This window comes from Candidatus Eisenbacteria bacterium, from assembly GCA_016235265.1.
Taxonomy (GTDB): Bacteria; Eisenbacteria; RBG-16-71-46; order RBG-16-71-46; family JACRLI01; genus JACRLI01.
The window spans coordinates 1-19,368 of sequence record JACRLI010000028.1; the positions used below are offsets into that span (position 1 = coordinate 1).

General features: G+C 70.6%; 20 protein-coding genes. 8 read left to right on the top strand and 12 right to left on the bottom strand.

What is annotated here, in order from left to right:
- On the top strand, positions 1 to 1,571 hold a 1,571-nt coding region (gene ftsH / locus HZB25_13995; GenBank protein MBI5838346.1), incomplete at its 5' end, for an ATP-dependent zinc metalloprotease FtsH.
- A gap of 35 nt (positions 1,572 to 1,606) precedes the next feature.
- Here the strand turns inward: ftsH and HZB25_14000 are convergent.
- Both HZB25_14000 and HZB25_14005 read right to left on the bottom strand, forming a co-directional pair.
- Positions 1,607 to 2,380: a hypothetical protein gene (locus tag HZB25_14000; protein MBI5838347.1), complete on the bottom strand. Its 774-nt coding sequence runs from the start codon at positions 2,378 to 2,380 to the stop codon at positions 1,607 to 1,609.
- A complete protein-coding gene (locus tag HZB25_14005) occupies positions 2,377 to 3,183 on the bottom strand; it encodes a metallophosphoesterase (protein MBI5838348.1) in 807 nt (268 codons plus the stop codon). Before HZB25_14005 ends, HZB25_14000 begins: the two co-directional genes overlap by 4 nt.
- A gap of 182 nt (positions 3,184 to 3,365) precedes the next feature.
- Here HZB25_14005 and HZB25_14010 point away from each other — a divergent pair, with 182 nt between their 5' ends.
- Both HZB25_14010 and HZB25_14015 read left to right on the top strand, forming a co-directional pair.
- Complete coding sequence (locus HZB25_14010) at positions 3,366 to 3,824, top strand: arsenate reductase ArsC (GenBank protein MBI5838349.1); 459 nt, start codon at positions 3,366 to 3,368, stop codon at positions 3,822 to 3,824.
- A 152-nt stretch (positions 3,825 to 3,976) separates the two neighbouring features.
- Positions 3,977 to 4,756 (top strand): SDR family oxidoreductase, encoded by a 780-nt coding sequence (locus tag HZB25_14015; GenBank protein MBI5838350.1) that lies wholly within the window; start codon positions 3,977 to 3,979, stop codon positions 4,754 to 4,756.
- Between the two features lie 6 nt (positions 4,757 to 4,762).
- Here HZB25_14015 and HZB25_14020 read toward each other — a convergent pair whose 3' ends face one another.
- The 7 genes from HZB25_14020 to HZB25_14050 all read right to left on the bottom strand — a co-directional run bounded on the left by HZB25_14020 (position 4,763) and on the right by HZB25_14050 (position 10,705).
- Entirely contained in the window at positions 4,763 to 5,086 is a 324-nt protein-coding gene (locus HZB25_14020) for a DUF4397 domain-containing protein (GenBank protein MBI5838351.1), read from the bottom strand.
- Between the two features lie 87 nt (positions 5,087 to 5,173).
- Positions 5,174 to 5,806 (bottom strand): hypothetical protein, encoded by a 633-nt coding sequence (locus tag HZB25_14025; protein ID MBI5838352.1) that lies wholly within the window; start codon positions 5,804 to 5,806, stop codon positions 5,174 to 5,176.
- Positions 5,803 to 6,111, bottom strand: coding sequence for a hypothetical protein (locus HZB25_14030; protein MBI5838353.1), 309 nt, complete (start codon positions 6,109 to 6,111; stop codon positions 5,803 to 5,805). The genes HZB25_14025 and HZB25_14030 overlap by 4 nt, the downstream gene beginning before the upstream one ends.
- Before the next feature lie 117 nt (positions 6,112 to 6,228).
- Positions 6,229 to 7,296 (bottom strand): hypothetical protein, encoded by a 1,068-nt coding sequence (locus tag HZB25_14035; GenBank protein MBI5838354.1) that lies wholly within the window; start codon positions 7,294 to 7,296, stop codon positions 6,229 to 6,231.
- A gap of 198 nt (positions 7,297 to 7,494) precedes the next feature.
- Positions 7,495 to 8,715, bottom strand: coding sequence for a DUF4032 domain-containing protein (locus HZB25_14040; GenBank protein MBI5838355.1), 1,221 nt, complete (start codon positions 8,713 to 8,715; stop codon positions 7,495 to 7,497).
- A gap of 14 nt (positions 8,716 to 8,729) precedes the next feature.
- Entirely contained in the window at positions 8,730 to 9,590 is an 861-nt protein-coding gene (locus HZB25_14045) for a BON domain-containing protein (protein ID MBI5838356.1), read from the bottom strand.
- Entirely contained in the window at positions 9,587 to 10,705 is a 1,119-nt protein-coding gene (locus HZB25_14050) for an aminopeptidase (protein MBI5838357.1), read from the bottom strand. The genes HZB25_14045 and HZB25_14050 overlap by 4 nt, the downstream gene beginning before the upstream one ends.
- 206 nt (positions 10,706 to 10,911) lie before the next feature.
- Between HZB25_14050 and HZB25_14055 the strand changes: the two genes are divergently transcribed.
- From HZB25_14055 to HZB25_14075, 5 genes are all read left to right on the top strand, one after another.
- Positions 10,912 to 11,490 carry a histidine phosphatase family protein gene (locus tag HZB25_14055; protein MBI5838358.1) on the top strand — a complete coding sequence of 193 codons (579 nt, stop codon included), beginning with the start codon at positions 10,912 to 10,914 and terminating at the stop codon, positions 11,488 to 11,490.
- A gap of 171 nt (positions 11,491 to 11,661) precedes the next feature.
- Complete coding sequence (locus HZB25_14060) at positions 11,662 to 11,853, top strand: hypothetical protein (protein MBI5838359.1); 192 nt, start codon at positions 11,662 to 11,664, stop codon at positions 11,851 to 11,853.
- Positions 11,854 to 11,944: 91 nt separating this feature from the next.
- Positions 11,945 to 12,643 (top strand): HAD-IIIA family hydrolase, encoded by a 699-nt coding sequence (locus HZB25_14065; GenBank protein ID MBI5838360.1) that lies wholly within the window; start codon positions 11,945 to 11,947, stop codon positions 12,641 to 12,643.
- 10 nt (positions 12,644 to 12,653) lie between these two features.
- A complete protein-coding gene (gene acpS, locus HZB25_14070) occupies positions 12,654 to 13,013 on the top strand; it encodes a holo-ACP synthase (protein MBI5838361.1) in 360 nt (119 codons plus the stop codon).
- 19 nt (positions 13,014 to 13,032) lie between these two features.
- Positions 13,033 to 14,589: an NAD(P)H-hydrate dehydratase gene (locus HZB25_14075; protein MBI5838362.1), complete on the top strand. Its 1,557-nt coding sequence runs from the start codon at positions 13,033 to 13,035 to the stop codon at positions 14,587 to 14,589.
- A 489-nt stretch (positions 14,590 to 15,078) separates the two neighbouring features.
- Here the strand turns inward: HZB25_14075 and HZB25_14080 are convergent, their stop codons facing one another.
- From HZB25_14080 to HZB25_14090, 3 genes are all read right to left on the bottom strand, one after another.
- Entirely contained in the window at positions 15,079 to 17,073 is a 1,995-nt protein-coding gene (locus HZB25_14080; GenBank protein ID MBI5838363.1) for a hypothetical protein, read from the bottom strand.
- A gap of 70 nt (positions 17,074 to 17,143) precedes the next feature.
- On the bottom strand, positions 17,144 to 17,983 hold the full coding sequence (locus tag HZB25_14085; protein MBI5838364.1) for a phosphodiester glycosidase family protein: 840 nt from the start codon (positions 17,981 to 17,983) through the stop codon (positions 17,144 to 17,146).
- Positions 17,984 to 18,098: 115 nt separating this feature from the next.
- The gene (locus HZB25_14090) at positions 18,099 to 19,148 is read right to left on the bottom strand and encodes a hypothetical protein (protein MBI5838365.1); all 1,050 of its coding nucleotides are present in this window, start codon (positions 19,146 to 19,148) and stop codon (positions 18,099 to 18,101) included.
- Positions 19,149 to 19,368 lie beyond the last annotated feature (220 nt).

Consider the following 19,368-nt stretch of genomic DNA (forward strand, 5'->3'; position numbering starts at 1 on the left):
TCATGCGCCAGATGCAAGGCGGCGGCAAGGGCGGCGCCTTCTCCTTCGGCAAGAGCCGGGCGCGCATGATGGACGAGAACAACAATACCGTGACCTTCGCCGACGTGGCGGGTTGCGACGAGGCCAAGGAGGAAGTGTCCGAACTGGTGGATTTCCTGCGCGATCCTTCCAAGTTCCAGAAGCTGGGCGGACGCATCCCCCGGGGCGTGCTCATGGTGGGTTCTCCCGGCACGGGCAAGACGCTTTTGGCCCGGGCCATCGCCGGCGAGGCCAAGGTGCCCTTCTTCTCCATTTCCGGTTCCGACTTCGTGGAAATGTTCGTGGGCGTGGGCGCGGCCCGGGTGCGCGACATGTTCGAGAACGCCAAGAAGAGCGCCCCCTGCATCATTTTCATTGACGAAATTGACGCCGTGGGCCGTCAGCGCGGCGCGGGCCTCGGCGGTGGCAACGACGAGCGGGAACAGACCCTGAACGCGCTTCTGGTGGAGATGGACGGTTTCGAGGGTTCGGTGGGCGTGATCGTCATCGCCGCCACCAACCGTCCGGACGTGCTGGACCCGGCGCTGCTGCGCCCGGGCCGGTTCGACCGGCAGATCGTGGTGGACTGGCCGGACGTCCGCGGGCGCGAGGGTATCCTCAAGGTGCACGCGCGCAACATCCCGCTCGAGAACGACGTGAAGCTGGAGGTGGTCGCCAAGGGCACGCCCGGAATGTCGGGCGCCGACCTGGCCAACCTGGTCAACGAGGCGGCCCTGCTGGCCGCGCGCCGGAACAAGAAGAAGGTTTCGATGCGCGACTTCGAGGACGCCAAGGACAAGGTGATGCTCGGCACCGAGCGCAAGAGCCTGGTGATGACCGAGAAGGAGAAGCTGGCCACCGCCTACCACGAGGCCGGCCACGCGCTGGTCACCTGGCTGCTGCCCGGCAGCACGCCGGTGCACAAGGTGACCGTCATCCCGCGCGGCCGCGCGCTGGGCGTGACCTCCTACCTGCCGAACGAAGAGCGCCACAACGAGTCGCGCGAGCAGCTCATCACCTACATCACGTCGGCGATGGGCGGGCGGGCCGCCGAGAAGATCGTCTACGACCAGCTCAACACCGGCGCCGCGCAGGACATCGAGCGCGCCACCAGCCTGGCGCGCAAGATGGTCTGCGAGTGGGGCATGAGCGAGAAGCTGGGCAGCCTCACCTTCGGCAAGAAGGACGAGATGGTCTTCCTGGGCCGCGAGATCGCCACCCACAAGGACTACTCCGACCGCACCGCCGAGCTGATTGACGAGGAGGTGCGCGGCATCGTGGACGGCTGCTACCAGCGCGCCCTGGAGCTCCTGAAGGCCAACCAGGACAAACTGCACCTGCTGGCGAAGAGCCTGGTGGAGCGCGAGATCCTGGACGGCGAGGAGATGGACCGCCTGCTCAAGGGCGAGACGCTGGGGCCGCCGAAGGGGGACGGGGACAAGCCGGGAGTGACGGAGGCCGGGGCCCCGGAGGGCGCCGAGGCGGATGCGGAGAAGCCGGGGGCGAATCCTCTGACCGGGAAGGGACCGAAGCAGCTGGATGCGTTTGCGTAGGGCGGGCGTTCACGCCCGCCGGGTCCCCGCCACCCCTACCTCACACCGGCCGCCACTCCGACGCTCACCATCACCAGGTCGGCCCGGCTCTCCACCGCATTGAGCACCACGTTGCCCTGGCCATCCTCGACGATGCCGCCCCGGGGCAGGTACTTCGCGCTGGCGTGGCTGCGGTAGTGCGCCGACAGGTCCAGGTGCACGCCCCGCGGGCCCTGGCCCAGCGGGATATCAACCCCGCCGCCGAGGCCCCAGTTCAGAGAGACGTGCGACATGTTGTTGTCGCTGGCGAACAGGTAACCGTCCACGCCCTCCACGCCGGAATTGGTGAAGAAGTACCCCAGTCCCAGCGAGCCGTCCACGTAGGGCCGGAGGGCGCCGCGCGGCACGCCCAGCCGCGGGCCCACGCCCAGCAGGCCGACGTTGTTGGTGGTGGTGACCTGCACCGTCACGCGACCCACGGTGGTGCTCAGCGGCGCCAGGTAGCGCTCGCTGCCGTAGATGAGCACTCCGCCCTCCACCCGCAGCCCCAGCCAGCCGGCCGGATCCAGCCGGTACACGCCCTGGCCCAGCAGCCCGAAGCCGGTGCGGACATGCTGCTTGAACTCCCCGGTGGGAATGCCCAGCGCAAGGGAGGCGCCCACGTTCCAGCGCGACGGCCGCACCTCGCGGGGCGCCGTGCGCATGCGCTCGCGGGCCATGGCGCGCAGCGTGGTGTCGCGGGGAGCCTCGTCGTACTGCGCGGCGGCCACGCGCGGGCCCAGCAGCACCGCGCACATCACCACGACCGCCACGGCGGCTGCGTTCCTCATTCCCGGTCCCCCTCGTCGTGGTGCGTCGTTTCCTCTCCGCCGGCCCCTCCCGACCGCGACTCCGCCGGCTCCCGCCGCTCGCCCGCCTGGTCCAGGCCGAACCTGCGGCGCACCGCCTCGGCGCGCATCGGGTAGAACTCCTGCAGCATCTCCCACGCATAGTTGCGCTCCGCCTTCACCTGGTGCAGCCGCTCCCCGGGAAGCTCCACCGCGGTGAGACAGCCGCCGAAGCAGCAGCCGGTGTCGATTCCCAGCGTGCGCCCCACGCGGTGCGGCTCGCGAAACACCGTGTGACCATACACCACCCGGCCGGGATAGTCACAACGCTCCGCCCAGAACCACGCGCCCTCCGTACCCATCTTCCGCCTCCGCCCCGTGGGTCCCACGCACTGCAGCCGGCACAGGTCGTAGGGATCCTGCTCCGACGGCGGAACCCCCGGCCGCAGGCCCCCGTGCACCACCAGGGTGTCGTGCTCCGGAAGCTCCACGAAAGGGCGCGCCGACTCCATGGTGACCCAGTCTTCGGGGCGCAGCGCCTCCACGGTCAACTTGTGATGCGGCGCCAGCCGGACGGTGGTCCCGTGCTCCCCCGGCCGGCCGTCCCGCCAGCGCAGCAGCTTGTCCTCGTGATTGCCCAGTACCAACTCACCCCGGACCGAGCGCACCAGCTCGAAAGCCCGCCGGATGTCGGGACCGCGGTCCACCAGGTCACCCACGAAGATCACCCGGTCGCCGTCCCCGGGGGCCAGAACCTCCAGCAGGCGCTCCAATTCCGACGCGCAGGCGTGCACGTCCCCGATCACGAGCACTCGTCCCGGCCTGGTTTCGGCTTCCATGGCCCGGAGCGTACCCGAATTCGGCGGACCGGCGAACCCCCGCCGGAGCCCCCCGCGCACACCCCCGGGGGGCCCGGCCTCCGGAACCGCCCGCGGCGCGGCCCCGCAAGTGCTTGGCGGCCCCTCCCCCATCTGCAATGATTGAGCCTATGAGCAAGCTCCGGGTTCTCTTCATCTGCGTCGGGAACGCCGCCCGCAGCCAGATGGCCGAGTCCTGGCTGCGCCTGTGGGCGGACGACCGGTTCGAGGCGCTGAGCGCGGGCACGCATCCCACCCAGTTGCACCCGCTCACCGTCAAGGTGATGCGCGAGGTGGGTGCGGACATGTCGCGCGCGAAGACGAAGTCGGTGCGCGAGGTCAGCGGCCCCTTCGACTTCGTCATCACCACCTGCGCGGAGGCCGAGGCGGACTGCCCCACCATCAAGGGCACGCGACACACCTACCACTGGAACATACCGGACCCGGTGGGGCGCGCGAGCATCCTGCCGTCGCAACCGGAGAAGCTCGAGGTGTTCCGCCGCGCCCGCGACCTGATCGGCGGACGCGTGGACGAGTTCCTGACGCGGGTGCCGGACGACGACCCCAGCCGGGAGAGGGAGATCCTGTGAGCACGAGTGGAAGGGGCGGCGGTATGGGAGGCGGCGGGAGTGCGGGGGACAGCGGAAGCGCGGCGGCGGGCAGCGGAAACGCTGGGGCGGGCGGCGGAAGCGCGGGTGCGGGCAGCGGTGGCGGAGGCGGAGGCGGTTTTGCGTGGAACGATTTGTGGCGCGGTCGACACTACGTGGTGTGCGGCGCGGGACACGGCATGGGCTTCGCCACCGCCCGCTCGCTGGTGGAGGCGGGCGCGCACGTCCTGGTGCACGCGCGGCGCGCTGAGTCCGTGGAGGCCGCCGTGGACCGTCTGCGCGGCTGGGCCGCCCCGGAGCAGCGTATCGCCGGCGTGGCCACCGATCTCTCCACACCGCAGGGCGCCGACCTGGTGGGCGCGGCGGCGCGCGAGGCATTCGGCGCACTTCACGGCTGGGTGGCCAACACCGGTGGTCCGCCCCCGGGGCGCGCCATGGAGATCACCGACCCGCAGTGGCAGCAGGCCTTCGACGGCACGTTCCTCTCCGTGGTGCGCATGCTGCGCGCCGCCGCGCCGCTGCTGCAGCCGGGCTCGGCGTTCGTGTCCATCCAGAGCCGCAGCGTGCGCGAGCCCATCGAGTCGCTCAGCACCTCCAACGCGCTGCGCGCCGCCGCCACCGCGTTTCTGCGCGATGCCGCGCGCGAGATGGGCGGCCGCGGCGTGCGCGTGCTCACGGTGCTGCCCGGGATCGTGAGGACCGAGCGGCTCACCGAGCTCTCCGACCACCGCGCGAAGGAGATGGGCGTGGACCCGGAGGAGATCTTCCGGGCCTGGGCCGAGGAATCCCCGCTCAAGCGCATCGGTGCGCCCGAGGAGCTGGCGCGGGTGATCCTGGTCGCGCTCTCCGACGTGGCGGGATACATGACCGGCACCACCATCCTGGCGGATGGCGGTGCGGTCAGGGTGGGGTAGGCCAGTCTAGTCCTGGATCACTGTCATCGACGGCGTCGCGCCGGTATCCACCTGCACCGTGTACCTGTTGCCCTTCACAAAGGTGTGGTTCACGTCGTCCGGGTTGGTGCCGCTGGTGGATGCGTGAATCCGCAGCATCCCTTCGGGCACGTCGATGTAGCCGGAGACCGTGCCCGGAGCGACGTCATTGATGTTGAGCGTGTTCCCCGAAGTCGGCTGGAACGAGACATTGACCTTGCCGGGGAGCCGGTTGCGCACCCGCGCGCTCGGGACGTCGTTGCACCCCGCCACGAACAGCGCAAGGGTGAGAATCAGCAACAGCCGTTTCATTCCTTCTCCTTTCGTTTCGGCCGGCGCGATCCGAGGATCGCGCCGGCCGCGGTTGATCACCTGTGCCACCGGCATTGCCGGTGTTCCCTACGTATCGGTCTTCGGCGCCTTCCGCACCTCCACCCGGACCGGCTGTTGGAGCTTCATGCGCAGGACCGTGCCCTGGCCCAGCACCACGGCGTCGCCCCGCGTGTGCAGCGCCGCCCCCGTGCCGGCCGCAGCTCCCACCGCCGCGCCCACCAGGGTGTTGCCCGCGAGATTGCCGACCACACCACCCAGCACCGTGCCCCCGCCGATCAGAGCGATGTCACGGGTCGTCTCCCCGCCGGCTTCCAGGAAGAAGGGGCGAGCCGCGATTTCGATGCGCTGACCGTCGGCCAGCTCCATGCGCTGGAATCGCAGGCCCACCGAGGCCTTGTGCGTGCCGCGCCCGGTGGCCGAGACGGAAGTCACTTCGCCGGTGACGCGGGTCCCTTCGGGCAGGGCCAGGGTGTCGCTCACCGAGAGTGCCGTGGTGAGCGTCCCGCTGACCGCGTCGCCCACGCGGCCGGTTTCGCTGGAAACCGGCGCATCGAGCCGTACGTGCCCCAGCGTGCCCGCCGGCAACATGACGTAGTGGTGCATCGGGCCCAGGGTCCCGCCACGCATGACGTAGGCGGCGGCCAGGCCGGCGACTACAGCCACCAGGCCCAGGGCGATGAATAGCGATCTGGTCTTCATGGGTTCCTGCCTCTCATATGAGTCACGGCCGGGTCGAGCGGCCCGCGGAGATCCGCCTGCATGCCGAACGTACTGTGGATCGTGCTCGCGGCGAGGCCCACGGTGGACCGGGACCCGGAATTGCCTCGCAACTCGGCGCTGAATTCCATGTCACCGGATCCGCCGGTCATGTAGGCGCCCAGGAGTCTGCGCCCCTGGCCCATGCCGCCCGGCGGCCCCATCTGTCCGAACAACTGGGCGTCTGCGGATCCCGCGAGAAGCAGCACCGAGCAGCACGCCAGCAGCAATGACTTCAATTGGATCATGAGATCTCCCTTGGAAGCTCTTGCCGGGACGGCGCACCGGGACGGAATCCCCGCCCGGCCGCATTCCCGTCTTCGCACCGGCCCCGTGACGTCCCATTCGGACGCCGCGCGCCGGCATCACTCCGCGGAGGTGGATCCGACTTCCGCGAAGTCCCTCCGGAATACCCGGTCCATCTTCGACTGAAACTCGGCCAGGTTCCGGCACTGGCTCATCGTCTCCGCGACCTTCCGGAGGTGGCGGTTCAGATGCTCCTTGCTGAATTCCTCGAGCCAGCGGAGGTGATCGGCGCGCACGTGCAGGTCGGGCCTGCTGACCTTGAGCCGGCTCTGCACGTCCTGATCGATGGCGTCGTACACGAACAGCATCACGTAGCTTCCCCAGCGAAGCGGGCGGGAGCGGGGCGCGTAGCGAATCCCCTCGAGGCGCGCCAACTCCGACCAGAACTCCTCGGGGAACGTGAGCGCCCACTCCTGGAGGTCGCGGGCGATGAAGGCCTGGAGTTCGAGCTGCAGCATGCGCTTCAGGCGCACCTGCTCGAACCCCGTGGCGGCATCGATCTGCGCCACGATGCCCAGCCTGGCCAGGGAGCGCGTGATGGCATCCGCATGCTTCGCCAGGCTCTCCTGGTCCGCCTTGAGCCGCCCCTCGTCCCTGGCATCCACGTAGGCCGCGGCAACCTCGACCAGGTAGGACGCTTCGTAACCGCGGCTGGGAGACTGGCCTCCCGGGACCATGAAGGTGACCTCGGGGACGGCCCCGGGCCTCTCCGGCGAGGGGGGCACCCGGGCCAGCAAGGTCCTCAAGTTGACCAGCCCGGGGACGCCGTGCACCGGCGCCGAGGCCTCGGCCGGTGCGAAGATGCGGGTTCCGTCACTGAGCACGTGACACTCGATCTGGAGGTGACCGACCAGCAGCTTGCCCTGAAACAGGGAGCGTGGGATCCCGCCGACGCGCGACGAGGGATGGCCGTCGTCGCTCGCGGGCGCCCTCGCAGGCCCGGGGTCCTGCGGTGGCTGGTAGGACTCGCCCTTCTGCTTCCTCCACCGCACCAGGACTGCTTTCCTCGCGATCTCCCGACGCTCCGGCGCGGTCAGGACCGCGGCGCGGGCATGGCCCCCCTTCCGGGCGCCGAGTTTCGCCAGTTCCCTGGCATGTTCGCGAACATCGGTCTTCTTCGTGGCCACGGAATCCTCCTCCCTATGCCCCCACAATACATGGACGAGTAAGAAATGTCAATACATACTCGTGCAAGTAATTGGCGATACATCATCGGCAGTCGCAACCAGCCTAGGGGGACTGGCCGCAACACGTTCTTGTTGTGTAATGTGTTGTGGTTATTTGCTTTACTTGTGTCAAACCCGGGCGCGCACACCCCGGATCGATCACGGGCCCGAGTTCGGCTCCCGCTCAGCCCCGACCTTCTCCAGGTAGTCCTCCAGCGCCCGCTCCAGCCCCACGTCCTTCCGTGCCTGTTCCGACAGGTACCACTTGTTCTCCAGCACCTGGCAGTAGTGCTGCGCGGCGTCCATGTCCTCGGTCTCCAGCGGGGTGAGCCGCTCGCGCGCGGGCTCCCATGAGCCCGTCAGCCAGCGGAACGCGGCCACCGAGAGCGGCACGCTCCGGTTCAACTCGCGCGCGAGGTGCGCCTGCGTCTCGCGGATCTCGTTGAGCATCAGCTCGGCCTGGCGCTCCTGCGCCACCAGCCCGGTGAGGTCGTGCAGACTGTGGCGGTGGTGGTCCCGGTCGGTGACCACGGTGCGCACCCGCAGCCGGTCTCCGTCGCCGGTCGGGACCAACTCGATCTCGCCCACGGAAAAGCCCATCTTATTGAGCGCGCGCACACGTTCCTGGATACGCCAGCTCTCCCCCGCCACGATCACCACCTCGCGCGTGATCTCGCTCCACAGGCCCTCGTAGCGGCGCACGATGCTGGGCCCGGTCTCCTCCGGCTGCAGCGCCCGCGGGAGCTCGGTGGCCATGGACAGGTCCATCAGGTCGCCGGTGACGTTCTCCTCGAGGATCATGAGGTCCAGGCGGCGCTGACCGTCAGAGAGCTGCTCGTGGATCTCGGAGGTCTCGGCGTCCACCATGTACGCGCCCAGGCGGCCGGCGTCGCGGCGGAACAGGGTGTTGGACAGCGAGCAGTCGCCCCAGAAGACACCGCCCACATGCAGCCGCACCACCAGCCCGGCCATGGCGTCGAGCAGCCGCTCCCGGTAGCGCTCCAGCCCGGGGTTCTGGAACAGGTTGCGGTAGGGGTGCGAGCCGTCCAGGAAGCGGGTGATGAGCACGCTGGCGGCGTCTCCGTTCTCCCGCCCCACCGTGGCGTGGCCCACCGGGCTCACGCACGGCAGGCTGCTCGCCTCCATCTCGAGGAGCAGCTCGTACTCGCGCCGGGCGCCGCCCTCGCCCAGCTCCTTGCACACGTACACGGCGGCGCCGTAACTCAGGAACTGCACCTCGTGGCGCGACAGCCCGCGCGGCAGCTGCACCGTGCGCGCGCAGGCTTCGGTCCACGCTTCCAGCGGCAGCGCCCAGGGCAGGTCCATGAAGTCCGGGTTGCCGGGGCGGATCTGGAGGGAGCGGAGGCCGGGGTCGGGCATGGGGAGTCTCCCGCTCAGCGCCGCTCGGGGGCGGGAACCGCCTGGCCGTTCACCGTCGCGCAGGAGGGGTCGATGTCGTTCACGATCCGGACCGCGCCGGGCAGGCACCGCACCGCGCGCCCGGCCAGGTACCGTCCGCGCAGTCCCGTGGCGCATCCCGTCAGCGTGACGACCCCGTTCGAGCAGGACGCCCGGAGCCGGGCCCTGGAGGGCACGCCTTCGAGGAGCAGTTCCGCGTCCCGCGCGACCAGGGAATCCTCGCGCGTCACCCGGGGCACGATCGTCAGCTGGTCCTCGAGTTCCACCACGCCGGGGGTGCCGGCCACCAGGTCCTCCGCGACGTCCCGCGCGCAATTGGACGCGACGGTCCCGTACAGGCGGACCTTGGCGCCCCGCACCTCCACCTGGATGCTGTCGGCCACCAGTTCGGAACGGTTCGCGAGGAGCAACTCCAGCCAGTCCCGCAGGTCGGTGTCCTCACGCGGGACCATGGGCGCCACCTTGAGGCGGTCTTCGAAGCCGACGAGATCCGGCAGCTGGTGGAGGGCCTCGTTCGCCGCGCGCCGCGCCGCCAGGCTCTCGACCGTGCCGCCCAGCACGAAGATCCAGGCATCGGTCCCGTCCCGGCGGCGTTCCATGGTCACGGTTACGCGCGAATCGGCGAAGCGGGAGTCCGTGAGGAGGGCCTCGAGGATCCGGCCCCGCTGCGCGGAGAACTCCTCCAGCAGCGGGCCGCCCTTCCGCCACGGCGCATCAGGAGGCGCCCACGGGGTATCGGCGGCCTCCGAGGCCGCCGGGGAGCATGTCAGCAGCACCCCCAGGACCAGCCACGCGGCTCCAGGGCGCCCGCGCAACCCCCGCGCCCCCGTCTTCACCCGACCAGGTTCTCCGGGTTGAGCCCGGACAACTCCGACAGGACGAAGCGGCCGTCCTTGCGGATCAGCTTGTCGTCGAACCAGATCTCGCCGCCGCCGCACTCGGGGGTCTGGATCAGCACGATGTCCCAGTGGATCGCGGAGCGGTTGCCGTTGTCGGCGGTCTCGTAGGCGTTGCCGGGAGTGACATGCAGCGAGCCGGCGATCTTCTCGTCGAACAGCGTGTCCCTCATGGGCGAGACGATGTAGGGGTTGAACCCCAGCGAGAACTCGCCCAGGTAGCGCGCGCCCGGATCGGTGTCCAGGATCTCGTTCATGCGCTTGCTGTTCGAGGACTCGGCCTTGACGATCCGGCCCTTCTCGAACGTGAACCGGATGTTCTCGTAGGTGAGCCCCTGGAACAGCGACGGCGTGTTGTAGGCCAGCGTGCCTTCCACCGTGTCCTTGATCGGCGCGGAATACAGCTCGCCGTCGGGCAGGTTGATGTGCCCGTCGCACTTCACCGACGGGATGCCCTTCATGGAGAAGCGCAGGTCCGTGCCCGGGCCCTTCACGTGCACGCGGTCGGTGCGGTCCATGAGCTCCTTGAGCGGGTCCATGGCCCGGGACATCTTCCGATAGTCCAGGGTGCACACGTCGTAGTAGAACTGCTCGAACCGCCCGGTGCTCATGTTGGCCATCTGCGCCATGGAGGCGGTGGGATAGCGCATCACCACCCAGCGCGTGAACCGCACGCGCTGGTCCAGGTGCACCGGGTTCTGGTAGAGCTTGTTGTACAGGCCCATTTTCTCGGCCGGCACGTCCGAGAGCTCGCTCACGTTGTGCGCGCCGCGCAGGCCGATGTAGGCCTGCATCTTCTTCATGCGCTCCAGGTCGTAGTCGGCCCAGGTGCGGACCTGTTCCTCGGTGGCGGTGCGCAGCAGCTCGCCGGTCAGGCGCACGTCGCGCACCGACAGGTACGGCCGGCCGCCGGCCTGGTGCGCGTGGCGGATGAGCTCGATGGCCAGGCCGTCGGGCACGTCAAACGTCTCGATGAGGATGTTCTCGCCGGGCTTGAGCCCGATCGAGTAGTTGATCACCAGATCGGCCAGCTTCTGCTGGCGGGCATCCGACATGGGTCCCTCCGGAGAGTGCCGGCAGCCATCGGAAGCCACCGGCGGGCGCGGAAACATGGACAGGCGGGGAAGCCTCGGGCAGTATAGGTCATCCGAAGCGCGCGCCCAACCGGCGCCCGCCCCGTGCGGGCAGGCCGTGACAGCGCGCGCCGCCGCAGGGAAGGCAACCAGGCCACAGGGCAGGCCCGCAGGCCTGCCGGAGGATCGTGCACCCCGACCCCATTCACCTGTTGCTGGCCCGCCACGGCCAGACCGACTGGAACCGCGTGCACCGTCTCCAGGGCCGCACCGACGTGCCGCTCAACGACGAGGGCCGGCGCCAGGCGGCGGCGCTGGCGGGCTCGCTGGAAACGGAGCGCGTGGACGCCGCGCGGGTGAGCCCGCTGCAGAGGGCCCGCCAGACCGCCGCCGCGATCGAGGCCCTGCGCGCCGACGTGCGCTTCACCGAGGAGCCCCGGCTGGCGGAGATCCACATGGGCCGCTGGGAAGGCGTGCTCGAGGCCGACCTGGCTGCCGATCCCGCCTACTCCGCGTGGCGCACCGACCCGGTGCGCGCCAATTGCCCCGGGGGCGAAGGGGCGCTCGACGTGGCCCGGAGAGTGGCCCCGCTGCTCGACGAGCTGGCGGCACTCTCCCCCGGCACGCGGGTGCTGCTGCTGGGGCACCAGTTCACCAATGCGGTGATCCTGTGCCTGGTGGGCGGGATCCCGCTGGACGCGGTGCGGACCCAGCTGGCCGCCCCGGGGGAATTCCGGCGCACCGTGCTGGCACATCGGGGAGGCTAGGCATCGCGCCGGGGGCACCCTGCCAGGCATCGGGGGCCCAGGGTATCTTCAGGCCCGTCCCGTTTCCTTTCTTGACACCTGCCCGGCCGCGCCGGAGAATTGTCCTACCACAGACTCAGGGCCGCGTCTCGCCACCATCGGAATTCCTGCCTGCTTGGGAGGGGGGGTGTCATGGATCTGAAGTTCCCCGATTGCCGCAAGTGCAACAACGGGACCCTGGTGCCGCTCTCGGACTACGGTCGCGACGGCGCCCCGATCACCTACAAGGCCTGGGTGTGCACCAACCCCGGTTGCGGCTTCAACCTCCGGATCGACAACGGCGAAATCAGCATGGGCCGCAACATCGGCTCCTCGACCAAGTAGTGTCCGGCTGTCCCTGCCCGACGCGGCCGGTCCCACACGGGCCGGCCGCGTCGGGCTTTGCGACGCCGGCCGGGAGGCTCGCGACCCGCCCATGATCCGCGCGATCGTCTTCGACCTGGACAACACCCTGATGGACTTCATGAAGATGAAGGACCTCGGGGTGCAGGGCGCCGTGGACGCCATGCTCGACGCCGGGCTGACCATGCCCGCGGAGGACGCGCGCCGCAAGATCTACGAGATCTACAAGCTCGAGGGGATCGAGTACCAGCGCGTCTTCGACGAGTTCCTGCACACGGAGTTCGGGAAGATCGACCCCAAGCTGCTGGCGGCGGCCATCATCGGCTACCGCCGCACCCGCGAGTCCGCGCTGGTGGTCTACCCCCACACGCACCAGACGCTCATCGAGCTGGCCAAGCGCGGCCTGCGCCTGGCGGTGGTCTCCGACGCGCCGCGCATGCAGGCGTGGATGCGCCTCACCTATCTCCAGCTCCAGCACCTCTTCGACGCCGTGGTGGCCTTCGAGGACACCGGCTTCCGCAAGCCCGCGCCCGAGCCGTTCCAGCGCGCGCTGGAACTGCTGGGCGCGCCGGCGAGCGAGGCCATCATGGTGGGCGACTGGGCGGAGCGCGACGTGGTGGGCGCCCGGCGCATCGGCATGCTCACCGCCTTCGCGCGCTACGGCGACACCTTCGGCACGCAGCACTCCGGCGCGGACTTCGAGCTGCTGGGCATCCGGGACCTGCTGGACGTGGTGGAGCGCCTGAACGGAAGCGCCCCCGGGGGGAAGTGACTTGCGCGACCTGCGGATCGGCGTGGACATCGTCGAGATCGACCGCATCGCCTCCGCGCTGCAGGGCCACGGAGAGCGCTTCATCCGGAAGGTCTTCACCGAGGGCGAGGCCGCCTACTGCCGCACCCGGCGCAGCGCCGCCTCGTGGGCCGCGCGCTTCGCCGCCAAGGAGGCGCTCAGCAAGGCGCTCCGCAACCCGGGCGTGCCGCCCCGGTGGACCGATGTCGAAGTCGTGCTGGACGGCCGTGGCCGCCCCTCCATCCGCCTGGAGGGAAGGGCGGCGGAGCTGGCCGGAAAGGCGCGCGTGGAAGTCACCCTCTCGCACACCCACCACTACGCGGTGGCGATGGTGGTGCTGATCGAACCCTGACCCGGGGGAGGCTGCCGCCATGCGGGTGCTCACCGCAGAGGAAATGCGCGCCGCCGACGCGCACACCATCGAGACCCTCGGCGTTCCCGTTCTCACCCTGATGGAGCGCGCCGGCGCAGGAGTGGCCGCGGCGCTGCGCGCGCGCTTCGAGCCCGCCCGCGGCTGCGCCGTGACCTTGTTGTGCGGCCGCGGCAACAACGGCGGTGACGGAATGGTGGCCGCGCGGCATCTCAGGAAGGCCGGCTGCCGCCCCACGGTGCTGCTGCTGGGACGCGCGAAGGATCTGGCCGGGCCCAACCGCACCAACTGGGCGCGCCTCGAGAAGGCCGGCGTGCCCCGTTTCGAGGTTGCCGACGAGACCGCGCTGGCGCGCCACGCGAAGAAGATCCAGGGGGCGGAGCTGCTGGTGGACGCCATCCTGGGCACCGGCGCCCGCGGCCCGCTCGAAGGCGTGGTGCTCGCGGCCTGCCGCGCCATGAACGCGGTTCCCGCGCCCCGCGTGGCCGCAGACGTTCCCACCGGCGTGGACGCCACCACCGGCGAGGCGCAGGCGGGCGCGGTGCGTGCGGAGCTCACCGTCACCTTCGCGTTCCCCAAGCCGGGCCACCTGCTGCATCCGGGGCGCGCGTTCTGCGGGAGTGTCGAGGTGGTGGACATCGGCATCCCCGAGGCGGCCATCCCCGGGGGCGAGCGTCGGCTGGAGGCGTTCGCGCCCTCCGACGCCGCGGCACTCATGCCCCGCCGCGCGCCCACCGCGCACAAGGGCGACATGGGTCGCGTGCGCATCGTGGGCGGCGGGCCCGGGATGCTGGGCGCACCCGCGCTGGCCGCGCGCGCCGCGTTGCGCGCCGGGGCCGGGCTGGTGACCGTGTGCGTGCCGCACGCGCTCTACGAGGCGCTGGCGCCGCTGCTGCTGGAGGCCACTGCCGCGCTGCACGCCGAGTCCGCCGAGAGGACCCACACCGGGCGCGCCGCAGGCGCGATCCTGGTCGAGCTGGAGCACGACGACGCGCTGGCCCTGGGTCCGGGTCTCACGCGGCACCCCGAGGCCGCCGAACTGGCCCGCGCGCTGGTGGCGAAGGCCCGCGTGCCCATGGTGGTGGACGCCGACGGCCTGAACGCCTTCGAGGGCCGCACCGAGCTGCTGGCCCGCGCGGGGGCGCCGGTGGTGATCACCCCGCACGCCGGCGAGTTCGCGCGCCTGGCGGGGCTGTCCCGCGGGGAGGTGGAACGCGCCCGCCTGGAACTGGCGACCGACCATGCGAAGCGGTGGAACGTGACCGTGATGCTCAAGGGCGCCCCGACGGTGGTGGCCGCCCCCGACGGCCGCGTGCGGCTCAACCCCACCGGCAACGCGGGCATGGCCACCGGGGGCTCCGGCGACGTGCTGACCGGCGTGCTGGTGGCGCTGCTGGGCCGGGGCCTGAGCGCCTTCGACGCCGCCTCGCTTGCGGCGTTCCTGCACGGCCTGGCGGGCGACCTGGCCCGCGACGAGCTCGGCGAAGAGTCGCTGGTGGCCGGGGACCTGGTGGCGCACCTGCCGGGGGCGTTCCTGGCGCTGCGCGAACCGGGGTAGAGGCGTCACCTTTCGGCGCACCGTGACGCCGGGATGACACCGCTGTCCGCCGTGTGACGTGCCGCGGGAGCCGCTCCCGCGCGGCCCCTGCCTCCCTATCCCCCGCCCCGGCAATCAACTTCCGCGAAAACTGAGGCGGCGTGCCCGACCGGCACGCCACTTGCGATCCAGGGGGATGTCTTTCCGAGTGGAAGGACCTGTCTCTGGCAAAGAGTAATCGGCCCGAAGCCAAAGGGGGGGCTTCGACGCCGAGGGGGGCTGCCGGAGGCGGGTCCTCCTCTTTCAACCCGGTCCGCGAGGGCACGTCCCGCGAGGTCCGGGCGAGCCCCGCGGGACTAGCTTCCTGTCCCGACGGGTTGTGACGGAACAGTCGAGGCCATCCTTCCTCTGCGGCGAAATGGCCCGTCCGATCCGTCCCGCGGGGTTCATCTGATTCTGATTCGGCGGGCGGGTGGCCGGCTCAAGCCGGCCGTGGCCCGGCAGCCGGCATCACCTTGGTTCGGTCGTCCCGGCGAGCCTCCCGAGCGGAGGCCACGCTGCGGCGGCCCGGGGAAGCACCCCGCGCAGTCTCGAGAGCGCCGACGGCGCCAGGGCACCTTCTGTGCCGCGGGGCAGGCCCGCAGCGGACAGGAACGCTCTCGCACAAGCTTCGCCCTGCGGCGGCGACTCGACGCCCACCTCGATGATGTCCGAGAGGGCCGCCACGGCACCCGATCCGTCCGCGTCATGCCTCATCGCGGTGCGGTATTGGGCCCCGGCGGAATCCGGGCGTCCCGCGCACGCGAAGGCCAGCGCGCGGTTGTAGGCGGCCACGGGATGCCGCGGCGAAAGGATGAGGGCGCGGCGCAGCGCTTCGATCGACTCGGAGTAGGCGCCCCGCTTGAAGCGAATCCAGCCCATGAGCGCCCACCGTTCAGCATCCTGCTTGCCCTCTCTCGGGGCCAGCGATAGCACCACCGCGGTGTCCGCCTGCCCGTAGAGCCCCAGGTTCGTCAGCGCCCGGGCCTGGGTGAAGCGGCCCCCCGCGTCCTCCACCATGCCGAGCCCGCGCTGGGCGCAATCGAGGGCGAGGAGATCCGAACCGAGCTCCAGGCTCGTTCTGGCCAGCGCAAACCACGGGCGCGGACGATTGGGCATCTGCGCCAGCGCGAAGCGGGTTTGCTCCGCCGAGAGCTCCAGCCAGCGGGTTCGCGTGGAATCGGGCACTGCCCTGGCCAGGCCGAGGCCCTGGTAGACCTCGGCCAGTTCGTCCCGCCGGAAGCCGTCGAGGGGGGAGCACCGCACGACCTCCTCAAATACGGACCTCTCCGTGAGCCAGAGGGTGCTGGAGATCGCGGATTGAGCGGCCCCCGCGAGGGTCGCCCCGGCCACGATCCCTGCCCGCACGGCGCCGGGCCAGGGCGCGGCGGACAGGCGCCACGTAACCACCGGGATAAGCACCATGCTGGACATGTAGACGAACCGCATCGTGCCCACCCCCAGCAGGCAGGATGGCAACAGGAGCATCCAGCCCAGGGTCCACGCGGCGCGCGGACCGGGACCTCGAAGCACCCGAAATCCCAGGCCCACCAGGGCCAGCCAGGCGAGGACCGCGAGTGGCAGCGCGGGGGAGGTCATCCCGACGCGCAGGGTGCCGATGTAGTTGGGCCAGGGCACCACCAGGTAACGGATGTCCAGGACCAGCGCCGTCAGCATCTCCAGGGGCGGAACCGACTCGTGCCACCCGCGCCCTCGGAGCACCCAGAAGCCGACGCCCGCCACCGCGGCCACGGGGAGGCCCGTCACCAGGATCCTCGCCCACCGGCCCCGGCGCGGCGGCGCGGTCCACTCCATGAGCGCGATTCCGACCGGGGTCAGGTATCCGATTTCCTTCGACAGGGCCGCCAGGGCGGTGACCAGGCAGAGCCCGGTCAGCACCAGCCACTCCCGGGATGGATCGCGCCGGTGGCGGAGGGACAGCGTCACGGCCAGGAGCATGAAGAGGCCTGCCAGCAGGTCCGTGCGGCCCGAGATGAACGAGACATTCTCCACGTGGGTGGGCCATGCGGCGAACACCACGCCGGCGGCCAGCCCCACGCCACTTCCCGCGCCCAGGTTGCAGACGACCCGGGCCAGCAGGCCCGCGGTCAGGGCGTACACGATGGTGTTCACCTCGTGGTGCGCCAGTGCGTGGGGACCGGCGAAGGCGTTCGTCAGGATGTAGCTGATCGTGGTCAGGGGACGGTAGTAGTCGTAGCTGAGGTTGGCGACCGCCGTGCCGGCCCAGAAGGAGCGCAGGAAGGCCGCCGGGATATTGGCCGCGTGGTGGACGAAGTCGTCCCGGACAATGAGACTCTTGTCGTCCCACACGAACTCGCCGGGCAGTGCCGGAAGGCTGGTGAGGATGGCCACCACGGCGGGCAGCAGGAATTGGAGCGCGGGCGCCGGGGACAGCAGCAGGCTCGTCCATCCGGCTCCACGTTCGGGACTCACCTTCGTCGCCACGATCCTCCCCACTGTCTGTCGGAATCCACTCGCCGCTGCCGGCTGCCGCCGGGCTTGGCCCGCGTGGCGGTCACCGTCTCCGGAAGACCCCGATTACGTTGGGCACCGGCTCGGCATCTCCCGAGCCCGTCCCACCCTTGTCTTCCGCGCCGCCGGCCCACTCGCGGTCCACTCCCGCGGCCCGCACGCACAGGCCGGCGATGGGTCCCCCCTCGGTGTGGATCATGCGCGTGAGCCCCAGGGGCAGGGCCAGCAGCGCCGCCGCGAACTCGCCCGGGTTGCGCGGCGCGCCGCCGTAGAGCAGCAGGATGCGCCCGGCGTCATCCTGGGCCACGGCCGCCTGGCTCCAGCTGCCGTTGGGATTGGTCCACACCGAGTGCGGCACGGGTCGCGACGCCACGATGCGGATGTTCTGCGCGGCGGTGCGGTACAGCTTGAGAAGGCGGGCGAAGTCGGGGCCATCACGCTCGAGGATCTGCGCGGGCGGGAGCGCGGGATCGGCGGGATCGGCCACCAGCACCGCCTTGTCGCGCCCCAGCGACGGGTTGTTCACGTGCGTCGCGGTGCGCATCAGTCCGCAGGCGGTGAGCCCGTCGGTCATGTACATCCCGGCATTGATGGCGGCCAGCGCGCCGCGCTCAAGGCACCAGGCGCGAGGCGTGCGCGCGCGGTGGTCCTTCTCGGCGCGGGCGCACAGCAGGCGCAACTCGAATCGCCGCGGGTCCACGCGGAGGGCCACCACGGTGCGCTCCGGCCCGGAGTCCTCCCCCGGGAGTTGCAGGCCAGCCAGCTCCAGGCCGGGCTCGAGCGTGCGCCACGGGCCGGCGGGCCGCGGGGCGCCAGCTGCGGCTGCGGGAACGAAGGACGCCGCGCAGGTCCACGCGGCCATGATGATCGGGACGAGTCTCATCAAGGGGGGATGATCAAGGAAAGCCCCGGGACCCGCAAGGGCCCCGGGGCTCGTAAGGTTGGGCCGGCGCGGAGGGCGATCCTGCGATCACCCCCGCGAGCCGGAACGGAAGGGCCTAGTTGCCCAGCGCCAGCGAGGGCGGCGCCGGACGGCGCAGGCGGTACGGCACGCCCCAGCCGGTCGCGGCGTACGGAGCCTCGGTGTCGCGGATGGTGGCCTTGCTGATCACGTCCACCCACACCGCGCTGCGGGGGCGCACTTTCGCGTCTTCGCTCGCGGGGGCCATGCCACGGCCGTTGCCATGGTGCGGGCGGGCGACCTTGAACACGCCCACGAAGGCGTTCTGCGCGGCGATGAAGGGCAGGCCCAGGCGCTGGCACCGGCCGCGGTCGCTGGAGGCCATGTCGAAGTGCATGAACACCATCCGGTCCGCCGGCGAGTCGGTGACCACCTTCACCACCACGTTGTCGCCGGGGCCGAAGAGCGGCAGGGTGCGCGGGTCGAACATGGCGCCGGGGTCGGTGAACACCACCGAGTCCGGGGCGCCCAGCGAATCACGACCGATCACCGTCACCGAGAGGATCTGCGGCGTGGGGACGCTCGGAGCCGTCTGGGTGGTGTGCGCCAGCGTGGTCCGCAGCAGCTTCCAGCGGCTGTGCTCCTCATTCTCCTCGCTCGCCACGGCCACCTTGGCCAGCTCCGCGGAGCGGGTCCAGGTCACGCTGTAGTTCTTGGTGTAGAGCACCGTGTCGCGACCGTCGCCGCGTCCACGGCCCTTCCCGCCACGCTCGCAGACCTGGCCGCGCAACACGCCGTCGTTCATGCGCGACACCGTGACGGTCATGAGGGTGGTGTCCCCGGTGGCCGACACGTCCTTGGTGGTGTGGGAGAGGTGGCGGTACCAGCAGATGCGCACCGAGTCGGGCACGATGGCGAGCGCGCCCGCGAAACCGGAGCCCATGCCGGGGCCCAGTTCCTCCATGGGCTCGTCATCCAGCGAAATGCCGGCGAGGTCCGGGTCGGCCGACTCGTCGGCGCTGACCACGGCGGCGACTTCGAACTTGTTCGCGTCGGTGGCTCCGGGGTTCACGGAGCTGCTGCTGTTGCAGCCCGCAAGGGCGGCCATGGCCAGGATGGCGAGGAGCAGGAGCGTGAGGCGCTTCATGGTAGATACCTCCCTATGGCGTACGTTGCTCGGTCGGACTCATTCTCGTCTGCGCCCTCTCCTGGGCCCGGGCTCACCCGGGCCGGGCACTGGGGCGCGCTTCCAGCCGGGTAAAGAGCAACCCGTATGCCATGCGGGGGCCAAACGAGGTTTGGGCGGCTTCGGGGTCCGCGCTGAATCCGTAACCTGTTTTTCTACAATGAATTATAGATCTGGTGGA